This window comes from Nocardioides sp. (assembly GCF_050699375.1).
GTDB lineage: Bacteria > Actinomycetota > Actinomycetes > Propionibacteriales > Nocardioidaceae > Nocardioides.
Genome location: NZ_JBOHDN010000147.1, coordinates 1 through 3564, shown reverse-complemented (window position 1 = coordinate 3564; position 3564 = coordinate 1). Strand labels below are relative to the sequence as shown.

Sequence of the window (3564 nt, the reverse complement as noted above, 5' to 3'; positions counted from 1 at the left end):
GCCATGCGATGGTGGGTCGCGGCGCTCGCGCTGGTCCTCCCGATGATCCTCACCGGGTGCGATTCGGAGCAGGACGAGGCCGTACGCGAGAGGGCCGGCGCCTTCCAGGCAGCGCTCTCCGCACAGGACTGGGATAGTGCGTGCGCGCTCTTGGCGCCGGAGACACGCTCCGAGCTCGAAGCGGCCGCCATGCGCCGTTGCGCGGACGCGTTGGCCGGCGAGAAGCTGCCCGCGCCCGGCGCCATCGACCGTGTCGACGTCTTCGGAGGAATGGCTCAGGTGAGCTACCGCGGCGAGACCCTGTTCCTGGCGCGGTTCGCCGACGGATGGCGGCTGCTCGCGGCCGGCTGCACGCCGCAGGCGCCGAAGCCCTACAACTGCACCGTGCACGGAGGCTGAGATGCGAGTCATGTACGTCACCTATCTGGCAGTCATAGGCATCGGCCTCGTCTATACGTTGGTCCTCGCCCTACGGCACGTGTGAGGGAGTCCGCCATGCGCCGCTTCCTCAAGGAGAACTCGCTCAGCCTCGTCTTCGGACTGCTCTTCTTGGCCGCCCTCGTCGGACAGGCGTTCGCCGGCTGGCAGCAGCTGAACGACGAGCTGCTCGCCGACGGTCTCCACCAGCTCTCGCTGGGTCGGTATCTCACCTCGGCGAGCTTCGCCGTGGACGTGACCGAGAACTGGCAGAGCGAGTATCTCCAGTTCCTGCTCTACGTCGTCTTCACAGTCTGGCTGCTGCAACGAGGCTCCCCGGAGTCAAAGGCGTTGCACAGCGCCGGCCAGGAGTCCGACAAGGAGCAGAAGATAGGCGAGCACTCCCAACCCGATTCCCCGCGACTGGCGCGGGTCGGCGGCCTCCGGACCGCCCTCTACTCGAGGTCCCTCGGCATCGTGATGGGGTCCATCTTCCTGCTCTCCTGGCTGGTCCAGTCGGTCGCCGGGTGGGCGGCGTACAACGAGACCAGGCTGCAGCAGCTCCGCGACCCGATCTCGTGGCCCTCCTACCTGGCCAACGCGGACTTTTGGGCCCGCACCCTTCAGAACTGGCAGTCGGAGTTCCTGGCGGTCGGCTCCATGGCCGTCTTCGCGATCTACCTCAGACAACGCGGATCGCCCGAGAGCAAGCCGGTGGGTTCCTCACATGAAGCCACCGGGATCGAAGGCTGACGAGAGGTATGGCGCGCTCGATGTGTGCCGCCATCAGCCATCGTCTTGCGCCAACAGCCGAAGGACTGCGCGCTCCGCCGTGGCCTGGCGTTCCTGCGGGTCTCTGCTCGCGCCATCACGTAGGACGATGGTGTGGCCCTGTTCGTGCAGTTCGAGCACCCGGGGGTCGACGTAGGAGTTCCGGGCGACGGCCGGCGTGTTTCCGAGGTATTCCGCAACCTCCTTGATCGCGGCGACCTGTTGCTTGTGCCGGCTCCTGGCCTTCGGGGCCGCTCCCTCGGCGTCTGTGTCCTCGGCGAGCGCGAGCGACGCGAGCACGGTGGCGTGCCAGGTCCGGAAGTCCTTCGCCGACGCCTCCAGGCCGCTCACCTCGCGCACATAATCGTTGACCATGGCCGCCGTCAGCCGCTGCCATCGTCGGCCCCGTCTGTAGGCGAGGAGCTCCTCGAACCCGGCACGCCGGCGACGTAGATGCGAGATCGCCTCCACCGAGAGCGGATCGTCGATGCTGATCGTGTGGTCGACGCCGGACTTGCCGGTGAAGGTGAAGACGAAGGAGTCACCACGTTTGTGGACGTGGCGGCGCTCCAGGGTGGTCAGGCCGAAGCCGCCATGCTCGTCCGCGTAGACGTCACTGCCGATCCGGAAGTAGCCCAGGTCCAGCAGGCGCACAGCGAGCGCCGCGGCTCGGGCGTCGGTCATGCCGATCTTGCTGAGATCCCGCTCCGTCCGCTCGCGTACGTCCGGAAGAACACCACCGAGCTTCAGGACCCGATCGAACTTCTCCTGGTCACGCTTGGCCCGCCAGTCGGGATGGTAGAGGTATTGGCGGCGGCCGGCCGCGTCGGTCCCGATGGCTTGAAGGTGCCCGTTGTCACGGGGACAGATCCACACGTCCTCCCAGGCCGGGGGAATGGCCAGTGTTCGGATCCGTGCCGTGGCGTCGTCAGGCAGCCGAGCACCCGAGTCGTCGAGGTAGACGAAGCCCCGACCCGCGCGCCGGCGGGTCCATCCCGGCTGCTCCGCCGAGACCCGGCGAAGTCGAACCACCGAGGGCCCCTCTCACCCGCGGGTCGCGTCGCTGTCGCGCGCTCTCGCGGCCAGCAGCCGATGCGTACCGTCGCACCACGGCTTGATCGCGGACCCGCCGCACATGCATACCGCGGTGATCGGGCGATCCGTGTGGTGGAGATTCCCATCGGCGTCCAGGATCTCGTGCTCGCCGCGCAGAAGCATCGGCCCCGCCGGGCACAGCACGACCGAGGGATGCTCGAAGTCCGTCATGAGACGCCCCACCTCGTGAGCAGCCGGCGGGCATATCGCGCCTCCAGGTCGAGAGAGGTGAAGGCACCGAGGAACACCTGGTCACGCTCGCTCGGTTCGTCGTCCAGGAACGAGCCGCACAGGTCGCGCACCGCGATCTGCTCGTGGACGGAGTCCGCCTCGACATGCTCGTCGTAGTAGGTCGCCATCTCGTCGGGAAGGTCCAGGCGACGCAGTCCCTGGGCCAGCTGCCGCGCCGGCACCGAGCTCGTGGACTCGAAGGTGGCGAAGTGGCCGAGCGCCGCTCCGCGGAGTCTGCGGTGCAGTCCGAACAGCGACAGTGCGTTGTTCATCGCGAGGATCTCGACAGGTGCCTCGTCGACATACGCGGCGTCCTCGGTACGCAGGCCCGTCGCTTCCATCCCTCGGCGGAACAGGTGGTGGTGCAGCCGGTTCGGGTCACCACCTCCGTACTCGTCGAACTGGATCTCCATCAGTGCGGCCTTGGGGCGGGTGCTCAGGCGCGGGATGACCCAGCTGGTGGGGTCAGCCTCCTTGAGGTGGTAGAGCGAGCGGTGCCGTAGGAGCTCGAGAACTTGCTCGCGGTCGGCCTCACGCTGGACGAACCGTGCCAACGACGGTCCGTCGTACCCGTCGATCAATCCGGTCAGCTCCAGCTCGGGATCGTCCCGGAACGCGCTGCGCTCCCACCGCCGGCGCAGCTCTGCCTCGAACGGGCGCTCCAGGTCGCGTCGCAGCCGCAGCAGGTCCGGATCCCACTCGAGTTCGGCCTCCACCTCGTCGAAGCCGCGGTAGTGCAGCTCATACAGCGCCCATAGAGCGATCTGGGAGTCCTCCTCGGACTCGGGAGCCGACTCCAGGTTCTTGGTGGTGCCGCTCTGCAGGGCGGTGAACACCGAGGCGCTCAGCGCGCCACGTGGTTTAGGCACCATCTCGGTTCCCCTTCCCTCGGGTTCCTGGTACCCAGCGCCGGGGTTCGCCATGCTCAGGTGAGCTCGGCCAGCCGGACCACAGCTCTGTCGAGCCGGCCCACCTCATCGTGAATGCTCCGTTGGGTCGAGGAGCCGGTGCCGCGGGAGAAGACCCGGTCGATGCCCTTCTCGACGCGTT

General features: G+C 67.7%; 5 protein-coding genes. 2 read left to right on the top strand and 3 right to left on the bottom strand.

The window, feature by feature from the left end:
• On the top strand, positions 1-399 hold a 399-nt coding region (locus tag ACRDPS_RS10705; protein ID WP_431501618.1), incomplete at its 5' end, for a hypothetical protein.
• A 96-nt stretch (positions 400-495) separates the two neighbouring features.
• Positions 496-1170: a DUF6766 family protein gene (locus ACRDPS_RS10700; protein ID WP_431501617.1), complete on the top strand. Its 675-nt coding sequence runs from the start codon at positions 496-498 to the stop codon at positions 1168-1170.
• A gap of 33 nt (positions 1171-1203) precedes the next feature.
• On the opposite strand, the gene ACRDPS_RS10695 is transcribed toward ACRDPS_RS10700, so the two are convergent.
• From ACRDPS_RS10695 to ACRDPS_RS10685, 3 genes are read right to left on the bottom strand one after another with little or no spacing between them, the layout of a single operon-like run.
• Positions 1204-2220, bottom strand: a complete 1017-nt coding sequence (locus tag ACRDPS_RS10695; RefSeq protein WP_431501616.1) for a DNA topoisomerase IB — start codon at positions 2218-2220, stop codon at positions 1204-1206.
• 12 nt (positions 2221-2232) lie between these two features.
• Complete coding sequence (locus ACRDPS_RS10690) at positions 2233-2454, bottom strand: CDGSH iron-sulfur domain-containing protein (RefSeq protein ID WP_431501615.1); 222 nt, start codon at positions 2452-2454, stop codon at positions 2233-2235.
• Complete coding sequence (locus ACRDPS_RS10685; protein ID WP_431501614.1) at positions 2451-3386, bottom strand: iron-containing redox enzyme family protein; 936 nt, start codon at positions 3384-3386, stop codon at positions 2451-2453. The genes ACRDPS_RS10690 and ACRDPS_RS10685 overlap by 4 nt, the downstream gene beginning before the upstream one ends.
• Positions 3387-3564 lie beyond the last annotated feature (178 nt).